General features: G+C 57.7%; 17 protein-coding genes and 1 tRNA gene. 3 read left to right on the forward strand and 15 right to left on the reverse strand.

Features of this window, described 5'->3' with window-relative positions:
• Positions 1–276: 276 nt before the first annotated feature.
• Both HY067_07425 and HY067_07430 read right to left on the reverse strand, forming a co-directional pair.
• On the reverse strand, positions 277–567 hold the full coding sequence (locus tag HY067_07425) for a type II toxin-antitoxin system RelE/ParE family toxin (GenBank protein ID MBI3527784.1): 291 nt from the start codon (positions 565–567) through the stop codon (positions 277–279).
• Positions 568–867: a type II toxin-antitoxin system Phd/YefM family antitoxin gene (locus HY067_07430; GenBank protein MBI3527785.1), complete on the reverse strand. Its 300-nt coding sequence runs from the start codon at positions 865–867 to the stop codon at positions 568–570.
• Between the two features lie 786 nt (positions 868–1,653).
• On the opposite strand from HY067_07430, the gene HY067_07435 reads away from it, so the two are divergent.
• A complete protein-coding gene (locus tag HY067_07435; GenBank protein MBI3527786.1) occupies positions 1,654–2,775 on the forward strand; it encodes a nucleotide-binding protein in 1,122 nt (373 codons plus the stop codon).
• A gap of 256 nt (positions 2,776–3,031) precedes the next feature.
• Here the strand turns inward: HY067_07435 and HY067_07440 are convergent.
• The 5 genes from HY067_07440 to HY067_07460 all read right to left on the reverse strand — a co-directional run bounded on the left by HY067_07440 (position 3,032) and on the right by HY067_07460 (position 7,863).
• Positions 3,032–3,108, reverse strand: a tRNA-Ile gene (locus HY067_07440).
• 78 nt (positions 3,109–3,186) lie between these two features.
• The gene (gene rpoD / locus HY067_07445; GenBank protein ID MBI3527787.1) at positions 3,187–5,091 is read right to left on the reverse strand and encodes an RNA polymerase sigma factor RpoD; all 1,905 of its coding nucleotides are present in this window, start codon (positions 5,089–5,091) and stop codon (positions 3,187–3,189) included.
• A gap of 70 nt (positions 5,092–5,161) precedes the next feature.
• Positions 5,162–6,922, reverse strand: coding sequence for a DNA primase (locus HY067_07450; GenBank protein ID MBI3527788.1), 1,761 nt, complete (start codon positions 6,920–6,922; stop codon positions 5,162–5,164).
• Positions 6,923–7,118: 196 nt separating this feature from the next.
• On the reverse strand, positions 7,119–7,565 hold the full coding sequence (locus HY067_07455; GenBank protein MBI3527789.1) for a GatB/YqeY domain-containing protein: 447 nt from the start codon (positions 7,563–7,565) through the stop codon (positions 7,119–7,121).
• Between the two features lie 85 nt (positions 7,566–7,650).
• Positions 7,651–7,863, reverse strand: a complete 213-nt coding sequence (locus tag HY067_07460) for a 30S ribosomal protein S21 (protein MBI3527790.1) — start codon at positions 7,861–7,863, stop codon at positions 7,651–7,653.
• A gap of 162 nt (positions 7,864–8,025) precedes the next feature.
• Between HY067_07460 and tsaD the strand changes: the two genes are divergently transcribed.
• Positions 8,026–9,048 carry a tRNA (adenosine(37)-N6)-threonylcarbamoyltransferase complex transferase subunit TsaD gene (gene tsaD, locus HY067_07465; protein MBI3527791.1) on the forward strand — a complete coding sequence of 341 codons (1,023 nt, stop codon included), beginning with the start codon at positions 8,026–8,028 and terminating at the stop codon, positions 9,046–9,048.
• Here the strand turns inward: tsaD and plsY are convergent.
• From plsY to HY067_07480, 3 genes are read right to left on the reverse strand one after another with little or no spacing between them, the layout of a single operon-like run.
• Positions 9,026–9,634 carry a glycerol-3-phosphate 1-O-acyltransferase PlsY gene (gene plsY / locus HY067_07470; GenBank protein MBI3527792.1) on the reverse strand — a complete coding sequence of 203 codons (609 nt, stop codon included), beginning with the start codon at positions 9,632–9,634 and terminating at the stop codon, positions 9,026–9,028. The genes tsaD and plsY overlap by 23 nt on opposite strands.
• Positions 9,635–9,652: 18 nt before the next feature.
• On the reverse strand, positions 9,653–10,549 hold the full coding sequence (gene xerD, locus HY067_07475; GenBank protein ID MBI3527793.1) for a site-specific tyrosine recombinase XerD: 897 nt from the start codon (positions 10,547–10,549) through the stop codon (positions 9,653–9,655).
• Positions 10,549–11,034: a methylated-DNA--[protein]-cysteine S-methyltransferase gene (locus tag HY067_07480; GenBank protein ID MBI3527794.1), complete on the reverse strand. Its 486-nt coding sequence runs from the start codon at positions 11,032–11,034 to the stop codon at positions 10,549–10,551. Before HY067_07480 ends, xerD begins: the two co-directional genes overlap by 1 nt.
• A 173-nt stretch (positions 11,035–11,207) precedes the next feature.
• Between HY067_07480 and HY067_07485 the strand changes: the two genes are divergently transcribed.
• On the forward strand, positions 11,208–11,921 hold the full coding sequence (locus HY067_07485; protein ID MBI3527795.1) for a flagellar brake protein: 714 nt from the start codon (positions 11,208–11,210) through the stop codon (positions 11,919–11,921).
• Between the two features lie 63 nt (positions 11,922–11,984).
• On the opposite strand, the gene rplS is transcribed toward HY067_07485, so the two are convergent.
• The 5 genes from rplS to HY067_07510 form a co-directional block, all read right to left on the reverse strand.
• Positions 11,985–12,362, reverse strand: coding sequence for a 50S ribosomal protein L19 (gene rplS, locus HY067_07490; GenBank protein MBI3527796.1), 378 nt, complete (start codon positions 12,360–12,362; stop codon positions 11,985–11,987).
• On the reverse strand, positions 12,359–13,129 hold the full coding sequence (gene trmD, locus HY067_07495; protein MBI3527797.1) for a tRNA (guanosine(37)-N1)-methyltransferase TrmD: 771 nt from the start codon (positions 13,127–13,129) through the stop codon (positions 12,359–12,361). Before trmD ends, rplS begins: the two co-directional genes overlap by 4 nt.
• 16 nt (positions 13,130–13,145) lie before the next feature.
• Positions 13,146–13,634 (reverse strand): ribosome maturation factor RimM, encoded by a 489-nt coding sequence (gene rimM, locus HY067_07500; GenBank protein MBI3527798.1) that lies wholly within the window; start codon positions 13,632–13,634, stop codon positions 13,146–13,148.
• 4 nt (positions 13,635–13,638) lie between these two features.
• Positions 13,639–13,893, reverse strand: a complete 255-nt coding sequence (gene rpsP / locus HY067_07505; protein MBI3527799.1) for a 30S ribosomal protein S16 — start codon at positions 13,891–13,893, stop codon at positions 13,639–13,641.
• A 171-nt stretch (positions 13,894–14,064) separates the two neighbouring features.
• The gene (locus HY067_07510; GenBank protein ID MBI3527800.1) at positions 14,065–14,838 is read right to left on the reverse strand and encodes a DUF3530 family protein; all 774 of its coding nucleotides are present in this window, start codon (positions 14,836–14,838) and stop codon (positions 14,065–14,067) included.
• Positions 14,839–14,881 lie beyond the last annotated feature (43 nt).

Below are 14,881 nucleotides of genomic sequence, written 5' to 3' on the forward strand. Positions count from 1 at the left end.
AACAGCGTGGCAGAGCTCACCATCGAGCACATATCCTCGAGACTTCGTGATGAAGCGGATGGAAAATTACAGGAGACGGCTGGCTACACGCGCAGGCGCATGCACAAGGAAACCACCGCCGACTAGGCGGTTTAGTTCAACAGTGTTTATACGGACAGCAACGCCCGCATATCAATTAATAATACTGACAGCAGTAATCATATCCTAACGGCATGATGCGCAAGAACTTTCTCATGCCAGTGTCCGTATAACAACCCCCCAATAATGGGGGCACCGTTACCGGCGTCGCTTCGTAGCGGTTGCGTAGACCTCGCTGTCGCGGCGCGCACCGACGGCGATGATGAGAACCTCGACTCTTTTACCGTCGACGTGGTAAACGATACGGATATCCTGGGTGCGGATGCGACGGTAGCCGCCGAGTTGATCGCGAAGTGCTGAACCTGCTTTGTCCGGCTCACCGTTCATGATGCGTTGTTCGATCACTTTGAGGGCGACTCTTGCCTTGGCCGGTCCAAGAGCCTCCAGGTCCTCAGTGACTTCTGGATGATAGATAACCGTCCAAGCCAATTATTTTCCCTCACCGCCGAATTTCTTTACCATTTCGTCGTGTGTGATCGCCTTGCTGCGATCGAAGTCGCGCATTCGCTTTATCGCGATGATCTCGATGCGCAGGTCCTCAACCTCTTCGATCAGCGCTTCGTAGGCATCAACCGGAAGCAGTACCGCGGCCGGTGCGTTGTTACGCATCACGACAAACTTGTCTTGCTTGCCCTTCTCCAGCTTGGTGAAAATCTCTTTCGCAGACCGGCTGACTTCTGTCACAGAAATAGCCTGATCTACTCTTTCAAGTAGAGAACTCATGTTCATTCCCCAGGTCCAGTTCGGCTTAAGCCCCTCAAGCAGGGAATTATCATACTTTTCTCTGTTTTATGTCAAGAAACAATCAAGGCCTCAGTCCGAGGGGCAGCGGGTAAACCGCGCTTCCTCAGCCTAACCGCCCCCCGCCGTTTCCCTTTAACCAGAAAGCGGTCTCGTGACGCGCGCCATTGACCAGTAGGTTAGCGGTGTCAATTACACGCGACAGTGGTTGAGACGTGGTTTGCAGCCGACCGGGGTTGCCGGTGACTCAGTATTCGCCCATGGCGGACACTCTCGCGACAGTATCAGCGACGAGTTCCGCGCGGCAGGAGTGACTTTTTATCCGGCGAAAAAAGCGGACTGGATTACCGGCTGGAACATCATGCGCCGTCTCCTACAGGACGCGGGTAGACCCGACGTTCCCGGTCTATACATCGCGCGGCACTGCGAGTATTTCTGGTCCACGGTGCCGTATCTGGGCAGAGACTTGAAACAGGTTGAGGATGTAGATTCGCGCGGCCCGGATCATGCGGCAGATTCGGTTCGGTACGGATGCCTTCGCGAGGCGCGGGAAATGTTGAGAGTGGAATCGGGTGGGGTGTAAGCCCGAAGCGACTTGAAATTCCATTCCTAAGTCATTACAACCATTAATAATCTAAGAATCGTGTTTAATAAAAAACTATACAATGCGATAGTTCAATAGGTTGCGCTCTCAATATGACCGATGTTTTCGAAGACTGGACAATCACTGAAGAAGGGGGACAATTGCGCCATTGACATCCCTGAGAGCGTTTTATGGGCAGGAAGAAACTCGTAGTGCCGATCAAACCAGCAGGCAACGAGAGCACGGTGCGCAAGAACCTGCTCCAAACCGACGTACCCTCCTACAGTCTTGCAGAAGCAATACGAGTCCCACAGGCCATTGCGGACAGCTATGGCAAAAATCCCACGAAGCCGCTACGTGTGGCGGAAGGGATGAACCTCTCTCCAGGTTCCAGTTTCTTCCGGGTGCTGACTGGCACAGCCATCGCCTACGGACTTACTGAAGGCGGTTACAACTCAGATGTAATTGCAATCACACCGCTGGGACGGCGGATCGTTGCGCCCACCAAGGAAGGGGACGATCTGGCTGCGAAACGAGAGGCGCTTATGCGGCCGCGCATCATCCGGGATTTTCTTACCCGGTATAACGAGAGTCGCCTGCCAACGGCAGCAATCGGAAAGAACGTATTAGAAGAACTCGGGGTTCCTGCCGACCGCGCTCCAGCCGTATTCGAACTAATAGTGGACACTGCCCGCAGTCTCGGCGTCCTGCGGGAGTTGAAGGGGCAGGCCTACGTGGATCTCGGGATGGACGGCAGTGCGCCGCCCGCCAAGATCGTAGGCGAAGGGAAAGTCATTGAAGATGACGACACCGTGGAGGCAACAGGCGCGGTGACACCTGCCGCTACCCCAGACGGCACGAGAGAAGGAACTGAACCTGCACGTAGGCGCACTGGAAGGGTCTTCATAACACATGGCAAGAATAAGGACATCGTCAGTCAGCTGAAGGACCTCCTAGCCTTCGGCGGCTTCACGCCGGTGGTGGCCATCGAGCAAGAAACGGTTTCCAAGCCCGTCCCCGACAAGGTGCTGGATGACATGCGCTCTTGCGATGCGGCGATCATTCACGTCGGGACGGACTTGAAGCTGTTGGACAGCGCTGGAAAGGAACACAAGATGCTCAATCAAAATGTCCTGATCGAGATCGGCGCAGCAATGGCGTTGTATGGCCGCAAGTTCATCTTGCTGGTCGAGAACGGAGCCACATTGCCGTCCAACCTTCAGGGCCTCTATGAAGTGCGGTACGAGGGTGAGAAACTGGATTACGAGTCGACGATGAAGCTGCTGAAAGCGTTCGCCGATTTTAGAGGATAGATCAATGCGAAACGATCATAAGGAAAAGAGGGCAGCGCAGCTTTGCTAGAGGTTCCCCGTAACTCGACGTCCAAAACCGATTTACGCTCGACACAATGCTACGTGTGGTCGACTCCACATCGACCACAGCCCTCTTCTATTTCTTAGCTTAGCCCAGGAAACCACGATGGCATATAACCCTCTTCTACTAAGCGCTTACTCTTCGCTTACTCGAAAGCGATGCAGATCCAGTTAGTCTTGTAAGTCAATGATTTTATGGTGGGCCCGGTGGGACTCGAACCCACGACCAAAGGATTATGAGTCCTCTGCTCTAACCGGCTGAGCTACAGGCCCGTTTGAAAACAGCTGCGGCACAAAAAAGGCCGGGTGAAGAACCCGGCCATTTTATGTCCCCTCGCGGGGAATTGCTGGTTAATTATTATCCAGAAAACTGCGCAAGCGCTCGGAGCGCGAAGGATGACGCAGTTTACGCAAGGCCTTCGCCTCGATCTGGCGAATGCGTTCGCGGGTGACATCGAACTGCTTGCCGACTTCTTCCAGCGTGTGGTCGGTATTCATCTCGATGCCGAAGCGCATGCGCAGCACCTTGGCTTCGCGCGGCGTCAGCGTATCCAGCACTTCCTTGGTGGCGTCGCGCAGGCTCGTATAGATCGCCGCGTCCGAAGGTGCCATGGTCGCCTGGTCTTCGATGAAATCGCCCAGGTGCGAATCGTCGTCGTCGCCGATCGGCGTTTCCATCGAAATCGGTTCCTTGGAGATCTTCAGGATCTTGCGGATTTTCTCCTCGGGCATCTCCATCTTGACCGCCAGCGTCGCCGGGTCCGGCTCCTGCCCGGTCTCCTGGAGTATCTGGCGCGAGATACGATTCATCTTGTTGATGGTCTCGATCATATGCACCGGAATGCGGATGGTGCGAGCCTGGTCGGCGATCGAACGCGTGATGGCCTGGCGGATCCACCACGTCGCATAGGTGGAAAATTTGTAGCCCCGGCGATACTCGAACTTGTCGACCGCTTTCATCAGACCGATGTTGCCTTCCTGGATCAGGTCGAGAAATTGCAGGCCGCGGTTGGTGTATTTCTTGGCAATGGAGATCACCAGGCGCAAATTGGCCTCGGTCATTTCACGTTTGGCGCGGCGCGCCTTGGCCTCGCCAGTGGACATCTGACGATTGATTTCCTTCAGGTCCTTGACCGGAATGCCAACGCGCTTCTGCAAGTCGATCAGTGCCTGCTGCTGCTCGAGGATTGCCGGCGCAAAACGCGAAAGGACTTCGCTATAAGGTTTGCGTCCGCCGACTTCGCGTCCGACCCAGTTCAGATCTTCCTCGTTGCCCGGAAAGGTCTTGATGAAATACGCGCGCGGCATTGCCGACTTCTCCACACACAATTCCATGATCGCGCGTTCGTACGAACGCACTTCTTCCACCAGACCGCGCAGGCCGTCGCACAAGGCTTCCACCTGCTTGGCGGAAAAACGGATGAACATGAGCTCGGCGGAAATTTCCTCCTGGGTCTTGAGATAAGACCGGCTGCGCGATCCGTTCTTGGCCAGCGCCTTGATCATCTTGTTGTACAGCACGCGGATCTTGGCGAAGCGTTCGAGCGAGTCGGCCTTCAGTTGCAGCATTGCCGCGTTTTGCACTGCGGCGCCGTCGTCGTCTTCGCCTTCCTCGGTTCCGAGGTCTTCCTCGAGCTCTTCTTCGGAGATTTCCTCGGCGAGCGCTTCTTCCGGCGCGTTCGGATCGATCAGGCCATCGACGACCTCATCGATGCGCATTTCTTCGCGTTCGATTTTTTCGGCGAGGGTCAGGATCTCGGCAATAGTCGTAGGACAGGCGGAGATCGCCTGGATCATGTGCTTCAAACCGTCTTCGATGCGCTTGGCGATCTCGATTTCGCCTTCGCGAGTCAGCAGTTCCACGGAGCCCATCTCGCGCATGTACATGCGAACCGGGTCGGTGGTGCGTCCGAACTCGGAGTCGACGGTGGACAGTGCCTGCTCGGCTTCTTCGACCACGTCTTCGTCCGGAACGATGGCCGGCGTGGTTTCGTTCATCAACAGGGTTTCCGCGTCCGGCGCTTCGTCGTAAACCTGGATGCCCATGTCGTTGATCATGCTGATGATGTTCTCGATCTGCTCGGCATCCAGCATGTCGTCCGGCAGATGATCGTTGATCTCGGCATAGGTCAGATAGCCGCGCTCCTTGCCGAGGACGATCAGGTTTTTCAGGCGCATGCGCCGGGCTTCAGCATCGATCGGCTGCTGAACCTGCACCTGCTCCTTGCTCTGTTCCTTGCGTCTTTCCCTAGCCATTTTCCTTATTCCCTCGAAAACAACCGCTTATGAACAGCCGGACAAAAAAGAACCGCGCATTATACCGGAGTCATCCGGGCGTTTCATTCGCGGCGCCCTGCTGAAGGCGGCGAAATTGTTCCTTTTCCTCGGACGTCCAGCTCTGCCGTTTGCTCTTTTCCAGCAACAACGTGATTCGCACGTGGCGAAAACGTTCGACCAGCCTCTCCCAGGCGCCGACAAATTCGGCCTGCAACGCCTCTTGATCCAGTTTTTCCCACTTCAAGCTGCCCACCTCGATCTCATGGGCAAGAAGCTCGAACTCGCCACCGCGAAAATGCTCGGCCACGCTACGTACATTGTTCTGGCTGACACAAAGCTCAAGCACTTTCGTCAGCAACACAACCTCGGACTGCGGGAGTTCACTAGAGGCAAGATCGGCGTTTTCACGAAGCCGGTCCGAATCCGCCAACGCCGCGAGAGAGGGCTGGAACGCGAGCATTTCCACCAGCGCTCGAATCAGGGAGGGCTTGATCGACTCACGCCGTTCAGTCGCGCGGGCGCGTGCTACTCCTTTGATTTCAAAACTGCGGTCGAGTTCGGCCTCGGACACGCCGGCCAGCTCGGCAATCTGCTTGCGCAACATCAGGGACAGCATGGGCGCAGGCACCTGTTTGACCAGCGGCTTGGTCTCCTGCAAGAACTTTGCCCGACCCTCCGCCGTGCGCATGTCGACGTGCGAGGTCAGTTCCTGCACCAGAAACTCCGACAGCGGCGGCGCCGCTTCGAGCAGGTTTCCGAAGGCTTGCTTGCCGTGAGCGCGCACGAAGCTGTCCGGATCATGCTCGGGTGGCAGAAAAAGAAAGCGCACCTGCTTTCCATCCTGCAATTGCGCCAGGCTGTTTTCCAATGCACGCCAGGCGGCACGCCGTCCCGCTGCGTCGCCATCGAAGCAGTAAATGACGTTGTCGGTCTGTCGAAGCAGTTTCTGCACCTGCCAGGGTGTTGTCGCCGTGCCGAGAGTCGCCACTGCGTAGCCGATGTCGTATTGGGCCAGCGCCACTACGTCCATATAACCTTCGACCACCACCACGCGCTCCGCGTCGCGTATTGCGCCTCTCGCCTGAAACAGTCCGTAAAGTTCGCGCCCCTTCTCGAAAAGCGGCGTTTCCGGTGAATTGAGATATTTCGGTTCGCCCTGGTCGATCACCCGTCCGCCGAAGCCGATGATCGCGCCACGCTGGTTGTGGATCGGAAACATGATGCGGTCGCGGAAGCGGTCGTAGCGCCGGCCTTCTTCGCTTGCGATCACCAGCCCGGCCTCAGTCAGCGATTTCGACTGGTATTCGGGGAAAACCGCTTCCAGGTTTTGCCATCCGTCCGGCGCGTAGCCCAGGCCATAACGCGCGGCGATTTCGCCGGTCAATCCGCGGTTCTTCAGATAGGCGACGGCTTTGTCGGATGACTTGAGCTGCGCTTTATAAAACTGGGCTGCTTTGAGCGTGACTTCCGTCAGGTCTTCGGCAGTCTCTGCCTTTTCCTTGCGCTGCGGATCCGGTGTCTGCTCGGGAACGACCATGCCGACACGGCCCGCCAGATCCCTGACTGCGTCGACAAAGCCCATGCCCTGATGCTCCATCAGAAAACTAATGGCGGTGCCGTGCGCTCCGCAACCGAAGCAGTGGTAAAACTGCTTGGTCTGGCTGACAGTGAACGACGGCGATTTTTCGCTATGGAACGGGCAACGGGCAGCGTAGTTGGAGCCGGCACGCTTGAGCGGGACATAAGACTCGACCACGTCCACGATGTCCACCCGGTTGAGAAGGTCCTGAATAAACGACTGCGGAATCATGCGTCGGGATATCTCGCGGTCAGTTCCTACTGGTTTCAGGCCCGGCCGCCGTCAGCAGGACATCCGGCAGCTTTCGAAGAATTATAGGTCAGTTTCCATGAATTTCCGGGAAAGCCGATCTTCCTTCACAAAGCCGCTTTTGTCCTCTGCGAGAACGGGTTAACGCCGGAAATACGAGTCGGGATTGCCGCCTCCGCTAGCCGGAAAGCCTGGTTTTCACCAGCGCGGACACCTTGCCCATGTCCGCGCGACCGGCCAGCCTGGGTTTCAACAATGCCATCACCTTGCCCATATCGGCCATGAGCTTGGCACCGCTGCTCGAAATGGCCTCGGTCACCGCCGCATCGACTTCGGCAGCCGACATCGCTGCAGGCATGTAGCCCTGGAGTACGGTGATCTCGAACTGCTCTTTGTCCGCGAGATCCTGGCGACCGCCCTTCTCGAATTGCTCGATGGAATCGCGCCGCTGCTTGATCATCTTCTCGATGATCGCCAGGACGTCGGTATCGGCCAATTCGATGCGCTCATCCACCTCACGTTGTTTGAGCGCGGCCAGCAGCAGGCGAATTGCCGACAACCGCGGCGCGTCTTTGGCGCGCATCGCGGTCTTCATGTCTTCAACGATCTGGGCTCTTAGAAGCATGGGAGTTGATATGGGGGTGAATTCCAGAAAAGCAAAACGGTGAATGGCATCCCATTCACCGTCTGAATCTTGAACTGCTGCCGGCTCAGTAAAGCTTCGGCGGAAGCAACTGGCTGCGAAGGCGCTTATGGTGGCGCTTGACCGCGGCCGCCAGCTTGCGTTTGCGCTCGGACGTGGGCTTTTCGTAGAATTCGCGCGCCCGCAACTCAGTCAGCAGACCGGTTTTTTCCACCGTGCGCTTGAAACGGCGCATCGCCACTTCGAACGGCTCATTTTCCTTGACACGAATCGTCGGCATAAAAAATACTGTCCTGGGAAGGTCGACAAAAACGAAGGGCCGAATTCTAGCAATAATCCCCTGATTTGCAAACACAAGCGGGAAGTCGCGTGGATTCCGTATCATGCACGGTCAGCGAATCCCCTTCCGAATCACCAGGCAAGCCCTAAAACTCAAGAACTTATGCTAGTCCTCGGCATCGAGACGTCTTGCGATGAAACCGGCGTTGCCCTGTTCGATACCCGGGCAGGCCTGCTTGGCCATACGCTCTTTTCGCAGGTCGCCATGCACGCGGAGTACGGCGGGGTGGTGCCGGAACTGGCTTCCCGCGATCACGTCCGCCGGCTGCTGCCGCTGATCCGCCAATTGCTCGGGCAAACCGGCCGAGCGCTGAACGATATCGATGGGATCGCTTATACCCAGGGACCGGGACTGGCCGGTGCCTTGCTGGTCGGAGCAAGCGTGGCGGCGAGCCTTGGTTTCGCCCTCGGCGTCCCGGTAATCGGACTGCATCATCTGGAAGGACATCTGCTGTCGCCATTGCTCACGACCCCGGCGCCTCATTTCCCTTTCGTGGCGTTGCTGGTTTCCGGCGGTCATACCCAGCTCATGAAGGTTGGCGCAGTCGGCGACTATGAATTGCTGGGAGAGACCGTCGACGACGCAGCGGGCGAAGCTTTCGACAAAACCGCAAAGCTGCTCGGCTTGCCCTACCCCGGCGGGCCAGCCCTCGCCGAACTTGCCGATTCCGGAAATCCGAAACGATTCAAATTGCCCCGACCCATGATTGCCAGCGGCGATCTGAATTTCAGCTTCTCGGGATTGAAGACCGCTGCGTTGACGCTTGCGAGCCGCGAGGACGCGACCGCACAAAACAAAGCCGATATCGCCGCTGCGTTTCAAAATGCAATCGTCGACGTGCTCGTGGCCAAATCGACCGATGCCGTATCGCGTACCGGACTGGACCAGTTGGTGGTGGCCGGCGGCGTTGGCGCCAACCGACGCCTGCGGGAGGCATTGGGCGCAAAGGCTGCATCGGAGGGATTCGAGGTGTTCTATCCGCCACTGGATTTGTGCACAGACAATGGCGCGATGATCGCCTATGCCGGCGCGCAGCGACTCGAGTCCGGCGTCAGCAAGTCTCGCGGCTTCTCGGTGCATCCGCGCTGGGAGCTGGAAGAACTCAGGCGCCCCGAGAAAGCCTGATGCGGCTTTCGGTGCCATTCATCAGACGCTCGATATTGCCGCGGTGACGCCAGAGCAGCAGCGCGGTCATGGCCAGCACCATCCAGACGAAGGGTCCCCAGCCGAGAAAATAAAGCGTCGCGACCGGTGCGGCCAGCGCAGCCACGATCGACGCCAGCGACGAATAGCGCGACGCCAGCACGGTCAACAGCCAGACCAGTAGCACGACGCCTGCAATGCGCCCATCCAGCGCCAGCAAGATGCCTGCGGCAGTCGACACGCCTTTGCCGCCCTTGAAGCGGAAATACACCGGAAACAAATGACCGATGAAAGCGGCGAATGCCACTGCAGCCAGCGTGATCTCACCCACCTCAAACTCCGGCGCCAATCGCCGTGCCAACCATAGCGCGATCGCCCCTTTGGCGGCGTCACCGATCAAGGTGAGCACAGCCGCAGCCTTTTTTCCGGTCCGCAATACGTTGGTTGCCCCGGGGTTGCCGGAGCCGTAAGTGTGCGGATCCGGGAGACCGAAACACCGGCTGACGACGACCGCGAACGAAATCGACCCGATCAGGTAAGCCACGACGACGAATACGATGGGCGCCATTGGAATCATTCTCCCCTGTTATCCCCGCGGATGATGCTTGGCATGCAACTGCTTGAGCCTTTCGCGCGCTACATGCGTGTAGATCTGTGTCGTGGAGATATCCGCATGACCTAGCAGCATTTGCACAACCCGCAAGTCGGCGCCGTGATTGAGTAGATGCGTGGCGAAGGCATGACGCAACGTATGCGGCGATATCCCCTTCCGGATGCCCGCCCGGTCGGCGTAGCGCCGGATCAGATACCAGAACGCCTGCCTCGTCATCGATGCCCCGCGCGAGGTGATGAATAACGCATCCGCCTGCCTGCCAGCAAGAATTTCGGGACGCGCGTTGTCCATGTAGCGCCGGATCCAAGTCAGCGCCTCCTCACCCACCGGAACCAGTCGTTCCTTGCTCCCCTTGCCAACGACTCGCACCACGCCCATGTCCTGGCTAAGCTGGGCAACCTGCATCGTCACCAGTTCGGACACCCGCAGCCCGCTGGCATAGAGCGCTTCCAGCATGGATTTGTCACGCAACCCGAGAGGCGTTTCGACATTCGGCGCGGCCAGCAGCCCATCGACATCTTCCTCGGTCAGTATCTTGGGCAGGCTGCGCGGCAGTTTCGGAGATTCCACCTGCAGCGTCGGGTCCCCTTGAATTCGATTCTCCCTGAGCAAAAACCGGTAGAACCGTTTGAGGCTGGACAACAAACGAGCCGCCGAGCGCGGCCTGGCCTTGCGCTGAAATTTGTAAGCCAGGTAGTCGAGAAGATCCACGCGCTGTGCTTGCAGCAGGGTCTTGCCACGATCCGCGGACAGCCATGCGGAGAAAAGCCGCAAGTCGCGCCGATAGCTCTCGAGCGTATTGCGCGACAGGCCGTCTTCGAGCCAGAGTGCATCGCAAAATTCGTCGAGCAAGGCCTCGTTCGTCGGCATCAGTAGGCGCCTGGATTTTCGTGATGCAGCAACCAGCGCTTGACGTCGATTGCAGCGCCGCGGCGGGCATTCATGAAGCCACCGATGCCCTGGCTGCCGACTACTCGGTGGCAGGGGATCAGGATTGGGATGTGATTCGCGCCGCAGGCTGTGCCGACCGGGCGCGGAGCCGAACCGACCCGCTTGGCTACCTGCAGATAGGAGAGCACAGCCCCCACGGGAATGGAGCGGACGGCCTTCCAGACCCTGGTCTGAAAATCGGTACCGTCGTAGTCGAAAGGCAGATCGAAATCGAAATTCGGCTCGTTGAGATACGCCTTAAGCTGCCGGCACACTTCTTTGGCGAACGGCGTCTGCGGCTTGAGCGGTGCCGCACCGCGCGGAAGATACTCGATGCGGACAAGTCGCTCGCCGATGGTACACACGCCGATCACTGCGAACGGTGCCTCGATCTTCGCCTGCCAGGATTCCAGCAGCGTATTCATGATTTGCGCAGTTTCTGCATCGCCACCACCGCAATCACCAAAAGCACAGCAGAGATTCGTTGTTCTGGTGCAGGCATTGTAGCAATGCGATGAGACGAGCAGGGAGTGGTCCGACTTGGCTATACTTTGCATTCGACAGACGCATCCGAGACAAAACAAGCCGGACGACTCAAGTGACTGATCTCGATCAATCGAAGGTTTCCACCTGCAGTTTCGAAGCAACGCAATTGCACGTGGGCGAACGCCTCCAGTTGGAGTTGGTCGCCGACAGTTCACGCAGCCATTACTACACGACCCTGATCGGATTCGTGCCCGGACACAGCGTATTGATACGCACGCCACTGGCTCAAAATCTGCCGATTCCGGTACCCGAGGGGGCAGCCGTTCTGGTCCGGGCTTTCTCGGGTCGCCATGCCTTTACCCTGGAGTCCAGGGTTGATCGCGTCTGCCGCTCGCCCTATCCTTACATCCATCTCGCCTATCCGGCTCAGGTGCAACAGACGCTGATCCGGGGCGCATTGCGTGTACGCGTCGCATTGCCGGGTACCACCTCGAACTCGCCCGGACAGGTCGATGCGCCGCCACGTGCAGTAACGCTTTCCGACCTCAGCGTCTCCGGAGCACAGTTGGACACAGGGCTCAGTCTCGGGGAGTTGGGAGAGAGGTTCGTGCTCACATTCAAATTCGTGGTCCAGCCCAACAACTACGAGGTAAAGCTGACAACGCCCGCGCAGATCCAGAGCGTACGCAAGATCAGAAAGGGAAATACCCCGGAAGAGATGTTCTCGCTTGGGGTGCGCTTCAACAAGCTGCACGCCACCGAAGGATTGCTGTTGCAGAGTTACATCCAGCAGGTATTGCTGTCGGATCGATCGCGCGTGGTTTAGGCGCCTGCCAAAAAAATAAGACGGCACCGGGCCGCCTTATTTTTTCATTCAGAAACCATTCTCTTACTCGCCTTCCGCCACCTTTTCGGTTTCGAGCTTTTCGCGGATACGCGCCGATTTGCCGGAGCGATCGCGCAGGTAGTAAAGCTTGGCGCGGCGCACGTCGCCGCGGCGCTTGAGTTCGATACTCGCGATCAGCGGAGAGTAGGTCTGGAAAGTCCGCTCCACCCCTTCACCCGACGACATCTTGCGTACGATAAACGAGGAATTGAGCCCCCGATTGCGTATTGCAATCACCACGCCCTCGTAGGCCTGGACGCGCTTGCGGTCGCCTTCCACTACGTTCACGTTGACTATCACGGTATCGCCCGGCGCAAAGTCGGGAATGTTTTTCCCGAGGCGGGCGATTTCTTCCTGCTCGATTTTCTGTATGAGATTCATTTGATCAGCTCCTGCGTTTCCTTCGATTCCAATTTGTATTCTTCCAACAAGTCCAACTGTTCGGCGCTCAGGGGCAAGTTGGCCAGCAAATCTGGGCGCCTGCGCCAGGTCCGCCCCAGCGACTGCTTCATGCGCCACCTCGCAATCTGCGCGTGGTGCCCCGACAACAAGACTGCCGGCACCGAATCACTTTCGTATACCTCCGGCCGGGTATATTGCGGGCAATCCAGCAATCCGTTCACAAAGGAATCCTGCTGCACCGACTCGGCATCGTTCAAAACGCCCGGAATACGCCTGATCAGAGCATCCATCAGCACCATTGCCGGCAACTCTCCACCCGACAGCACATAGTCGCCGATCGAAATCTGCTCTTCGATCTCGGCGTCCAACAGACGCTCGTCGACACCCTCGTATCGCCCCGCCAGCAAAACCAATCCCTCGTACTTGCCCAGTTGTTCGACAACCTGCTGCGTCAGTGGTCTGCCCTGAGGCGACAGATAGACTGTCCGGGTACGCTTCACGCCGCAGCTGACTTGTCGCTGCCGTGCCGCGCGCAACGCCTTTGCCAGCGGCTCCGCCATCATCACCATGCCCGGACCGCCGCCGTAAGGCCTGTCGTCCACGCTGCGATACGCGTTGCTGCTGAAATCCCGGGGATTCCACAACACCAATTCGTAGTGGCCGCTGCTCCGCGCGCGTTGTGTAATACCGCTGCCGGTCAGCGCGTCGAACATTTCGGGGAACAACGTGACTACGTCGAGATGCATCATCGCCGCAGGCGGATCAATTCAGTTCCCAATCTACTACCAGCTGCCGGGCCTTCAAATCCACGTTGACGATTACGTCCTGGATGAATGGGACCAGCAATTCCTTGTCGCCCTGCACTACTACGAGCACTGTATTGGCGCCCGTTTCGAGAATCTTTGCCACAAGTCCGAGCTTGGATGCATTCCGGTCGCTGACTTCCATTCCGAGAAGGTCGTTCCAGTAAAACTCACCCGCTCGATTTTCCGGCATGGCGGTGCGAGGAACAGCGACATCCCTTCCTCTTAACTCTGCGGCCGCATCGCGGTCGGTGAATCCGTCCAGCCTGGCAACGACCATTGATCCGTGCACCGCCGATTCCGCAATGCGATGCTGCTGCCATTGCCCTTCTGCGCCCAGCCACCACTCCGGGTAGTCGAGCAGTCCGTCGATTGCCTGCGTAAACGGCTGGATCTTGATCCAGCCCTTGAGACCGTGCGGGGCGCGTACGCGCCCCATCACCACCATTGTTTCAGGACTTGGACAACTCACCGAACTGCTTGACCAGACGTGCAGCAGTGTCCGAGAGCTTGGCGCCCTTGCCCTGCCAATAAGTAAGACGATCCATCTGTATGCGCAGCGTCTCCTGGCCTTCCGGAGCTTTGGGGTTATAGAAACCGACACGTTCGATGAAACGGCCATCGCGAGGGTTGCGCGAATCCGCCACGACCATGTTGAAGAACGGGCGCTTCTTGGCGCCACCACGCGAAAGTCGAATAACGACCATGTGCTATACCCTCAAAAGCGAAGCGCGCGATTTTACGCCCGTTTTCGCCGAGTCCGCAAGGTAAATGGGGGAATTGGGACAGACTATCCGGGATCAACCATGATGCGGTTAAAACATTCACGAACAACGCGACAACATGCCAAAGGTCATGTATTTTTTCAATTATGTCAATTAGTTGGAAGAAGTCGCCGCAGATTTGCCGACAACGAATCGACCATCCAGGAACTCCACCACGACTTTGACCAGATCGTCCTCCCGCCCTTCGAAAAAATGCTGCGCGTCCGGAACAACGACCTGATCGGATCCCTGGACTTTCTGAATTTGTTTTCTGCGCTCGTAGGCTCCAACCTGGGTGATCTCCCAGTCCTTGCTGCCGAACACGTCCAGCACCGGAATCTTGATACGGAACATCTCTTCAAGGCCGTTGATGATGCCAATGAACACCCAGGCTTTTATGGGGGTGGAATTCGCATGAATCAGATACTGATTCGCCATCGTCGCGCCGAGACTGTGAGACACGATCGCGATTTTGTCGAACCCCTTGTCCTGCAAAAACTTGGCGGCCAGTGAGTAGCGCTCTTCGGCATCGGGGTAGATCGGAAGGTAGTCGCCGACCTTCGCCCCTGGCCCCAGTACCGGCAATTGGATCGCCAGCGTGGTGTAGCCTTGCTCCGCCAGTTTGACACGCAATGCGCCATAGAGCTCGAAGTCGGGATTCCATCCTCGACCGTGGCCGATGATCACCGCACCACGCGGCTTTTCGGCCTGCGTATAGATCGCAAGAAAATCGTGGCCGCTTTTCTGTTTGATCCAAACCACGTCGCCGACGAGAACGGCCGGCACGATCTGATCCGACCATCGTTTCTCGCGCTCGTAGTCCGGCTGCTGCGCATGGACCGTCGCTGTAAACAGGACGGCGAGGAAGAAAGCTGCAAATAAGCGCATGCGGGGCACCTTAGAATGTTTGGCCCGGAATTAGACGAAGGGT

The sequence above is a fragment of the Betaproteobacteria bacterium genome (assembly GCA_016194905.1).
Lineage (GTDB): Bacteria > Pseudomonadota > Gammaproteobacteria > Burkholderiales > JACQAP01 > JACQAP01.

Bases quoted from the DNA above. Each gene is read 5' to 3' on its own strand.
- HY067_07430 (MBI3527785.1), bottom strand. From the start codon at position 867: ATGAACATGAGTTCTCTACTTGAAAGAGTAGATCAGGCTATTTCTGTG.
- HY067_07435 (MBI3527786.1), top strand. From the start codon at position 1,654: ATGGGCAGGAAGAAACTCGTAGTGCCGATCAAACCAGCAGGCAACGAG.
- rpoD (MBI3527787.1), bottom strand. From the start codon at position 5,091: ATGGCTAGGGAAAGACGCAAGGAACAGAGCAAGGAGCAGGTGCAGGTT.
- HY067_07450 (MBI3527788.1), bottom strand. From the start codon at position 6,922: ATGATTCCGCAGTCGTTTATTCAGGACCTTCTCAACCGGGTGGACATC.
- HY067_07455 (MBI3527789.1), bottom strand. From the start codon at position 7,565: ATGCTTCTAAGAGCCCAGATCGTTGAAGACATGAAGACCGCGATGCGC.
- HY067_07460 (MBI3527790.1), bottom strand. From the start codon at position 7,863: ATGCCGACGATTCGTGTCAAGGAAAATGAGCCGTTCGAAGTGGCGATG.
- tsaD (MBI3527791.1), top strand. From the start codon at position 8,026: ATGCTAGTCCTCGGCATCGAGACGTCTTGCGATGAAACCGGCGTTGCC.
- plsY (MBI3527792.1), bottom strand. From the start codon at position 9,634: ATGGCGCCCATCGTATTCGTCGTCGTGGCTTACCTGATCGGGTCGATT.
- xerD (MBI3527793.1), bottom strand. From the start codon at position 10,549: ATGCCGACGAACGAGGCCTTGCTCGACGAATTTTGCGATGCACTCTGG.
- HY067_07480 (MBI3527794.1), bottom strand. From the start codon at position 11,034: ATGAATACGCTGCTGGAATCCTGGCAGGCGAAGATCGAGGCACCGTTC.
- rplS (MBI3527796.1), bottom strand. From the start codon at position 12,362: ATGAATCTCATACAGAAAATCGAGCAGGAAGAAATCGCCCGCCTCGGG.
- trmD (MBI3527797.1), bottom strand. From the start codon at position 13,129: ATGCATCTCGACGTAGTCACGTTGTTCCCCGAAATGTTCGACGCGCTG.
- rimM (MBI3527798.1), bottom strand. From the start codon at position 13,634: ATGGTGGTGATGGGGCGCGTACGCGCCCCGCACGGTCTCAAGGGCTGG.
- rpsP (MBI3527799.1), bottom strand. From the start codon at position 13,893: ATGGTCGTTATTCGACTTTCGCGTGGTGGCGCCAAGAAGCGCCCGTTC.
- HY067_07510 (MBI3527800.1), bottom strand. From the start codon at position 14,838: ATGCGCTTATTTGCAGCTTTCTTCCTCGCCGTCCTGTTTACAGCGACG.